Source organism: Ideonella sp. B508-1 (genome assembly GCF_000333615.1).
GTDB lineage: Bacteria > Pseudomonadota > Gammaproteobacteria > Burkholderiales > Burkholderiaceae_C > Ideonella.
Genome location: NZ_BADL01000611.1, coordinates 1 through 2,390 on the forward strand (window position 1 = coordinate 1; position 2,390 = coordinate 2,390).

The following is a 2,390-nucleotide window of genomic DNA, read 5'->3' on the forward strand; positions in this document are numbered from 1 at the left end:
CGTGACCGGCAGCATCTACGCCATCGGCGTGAAGGGGGGCTTCAAGAACGCCACCCCCGTACAACTGGTGAACCTGGGCTTTGCGGCCTTTGGTGTCAAGTGACGGTTGCTCACGTTTCGCTGTCCACTCAATACCCAATGCATGGCCTTGTAGGAAACGCACACAACTTGATATTGGACTGGGCCATTTGGGGAGGAGTTCCTTTTTCCCTGCTGATGACAGCCGCCTTCACCACATGGTGGATTTGGCATCTCCGTCATCAAAGGTCACCTGAAGCAGTTCTCTGCCTGGCTGCAGTAGCAACGCTTCAATTACACACAATGCTCGAGCTACCCCACATGTTGGCCTATTTTCTTCTTCCTGCATCCGTCTTGATGGGCGTATTAAGTGCAGAAGGAGAGGTAAAGGCCGTTTTTCAGCTTCCCCGAGCCATCCCCATCGTTTTGTCTTTGGCGCTTATAGGTCTTCTATCCGAGATATTCATAGAATACCAAAGATTAGAGACCAACCTAATGGCGGCACGAGTGCGCGCCGCAAGAATTGCTGGAGCCCCAGAGGAATATGACCCTCACGTCCCCTTAATTGGCTGGCTACAGGATGTGCTGCTAACTATTCGCATGAAGCCACAACGCGGAATGCAAGATGCGCAACTTGATAAGGCGCAAAGAACCTTAATCCGCTTCCCCGCATTCTCCGGACTCATGCGCCTTGGGCAAGCCGCCGCATTGAATGGCCGACCCCAGCAAGCTCAGTGGGCCTTGGAGGTGGGATGTAATCTCCATGCAAAAGATGACTGCGATGCCGCACGCAGGGCATGGATCACTTTGACCGAAAGCCAATTCCCTGAGATGGCAGAAATTCCATTTCCATCGACTCGCTAAGCCCCCCCTCAAAACCACCCTTCGCTCCAAAAGCGAGGATTAGCACGGGAGCTGATAGATAAACGGCTAGCATTGTCGAGTACACGATCCAGAGATGCAAAGTCATGCGCCGCCACGCACGCCAGCAGAATTGCCAGTGCAGTACCTGCACGCAAACACGACTCCAAAGAGAGTTGGATCTGACTACCCCTCAGCGGCACTTCATGCCGGGTGTTACGCCACCAACACCACAATGCTCCGGCCGCAACCGCAATCCACACTTGAGACACTGGCATGACGAAATTGCCAGAGAAACAACCGTCCACCAGGGCGGCTGTCAATGTGGCCCACAGGCCCAGACCGCGCAGTTGATCCGCGTGAGAACACACACCAGGGTGTCTCAGACGCCGAACAATGGCGATCCAGCCCACCACCAACGCCGAGCAGGCGATGACGAAGGCAATCAAGCCCCACTCAGACAGCATCTGAACGAAGATGTTGTGCGGATGTGCTGCGTCGACATTCGGATGATGGGCAAAGTGCATAGGCCCCATGCCCAACCATGGCGACAGCTGCCAGCCTTCCAAAGCAAGGCGCCACAGGACCCATCGGGAGGTCACGCTGCCCTCGTCGCCAATTCGATCGGCCCAGTCACTCCAGGACGGCAGCCCCAGGGCCTTCGGCAGAACCCAAAACTGCAGCAGAAACACCGCCGTTCCTGACAACGCCGCTTTGAGCGCCGCCCACGACCAGGGCGTCGCCGCCGAAGGCTTCAGGACAAGCACCAGCAGCATGGCGACGGTATCCGCCAGCAACACGGCACGCCCTCCCGTGTACAGGGTCAAGGAGATGCCAAAGACCAAACCTACCCAGGCGAGCGAGCGACACCACCTGGCCTCGTCGGTCAACGCAGCCGTCAGACACAGTGGCATCGCCACCGTGGCCACATGATTGAAGAAACGCGGGTTGTCATACCCCAGCGCGAAATCCATGTGGGGCGCAGGCAAGCCCTGCAGCATGCCTGTGTTGATGAGCAACACCTCCAGCACACCGTAGAAGCAGAATGCCAGTGCAGCCACTCTCAGAAGTTGGCGAGCTCCATCGCGCTGGCCCAGGCCGATGACCGCAGCTATCAGAAGCAGATCCGCGAATAGCGCGAGCTCTCTCCATGCCCAGTCCGGGCGAGCGGAACACGCCACGGACAGCAGCAAGGTCGCGAAGAGCAAGGCCCCCATCCTTGCCGGCCAACGCCCCGTGGCCACGCACCGCTTTCTGCCGGCAAGAAGCGCCAGGCCACAAAGCGCGCCGAGCACCACCTCGGTGATTCGTGCATAGTCGTGCGCAGAGCAGCTGAAAAAGACAATGGTCCAGGGCACCGCAAAGAGGTAGGCATAGATTCCCCTCCGGGCCCATGACATGGGATCGTTTCTGATCGTCATGGAGGACATTGAATCACGCGCCGGTGCTGTCCATGCCAAGTCGGCAGACAATCGCGTCCTCTGTCTGCCCGCAAGCTCCGCATGAACGGC

At 58.0% G+C, this 2,390-nt stretch carries 2 protein-coding genes; one reads left to right on the top strand and one right to left on the bottom strand.

Going from position 1 to position 2,390, the window contains the following annotated elements; translation table 11 throughout:
* Positions 1-174: 174 nt before the first annotated feature.
* Positions 175-882 carry a Wzy polymerase domain-containing protein gene (locus I73_RS31995; protein ID WP_159105929.1) on the top strand — a complete coding sequence of 236 codons (708 nt, stop codon included), beginning with the start codon at positions 175-177 and terminating at the stop codon, positions 880-882.
* A gap of 8 nt (positions 883-890) precedes the next feature.
* Here the strand turns inward: I73_RS31995 and I73_RS24195 are convergent, their stop codons facing one another.
* Positions 891-2,300, bottom strand: coding sequence for an O-antigen ligase (locus I73_RS24195; protein WP_159105930.1), 1,410 nt, complete (start codon positions 2,298-2,300; stop codon positions 891-893).
* Positions 2,301-2,390: the final 90 nt, after the last annotated feature.

Coding starts and splice junctions, on each gene's coding strand:
- I73_RS24195 (WP_159105930.1), bottom strand. CDS start 2,300: ATGACGATCAGAAACGATCCCATGTCATGGGCCCGGAGGGGAATCTAT.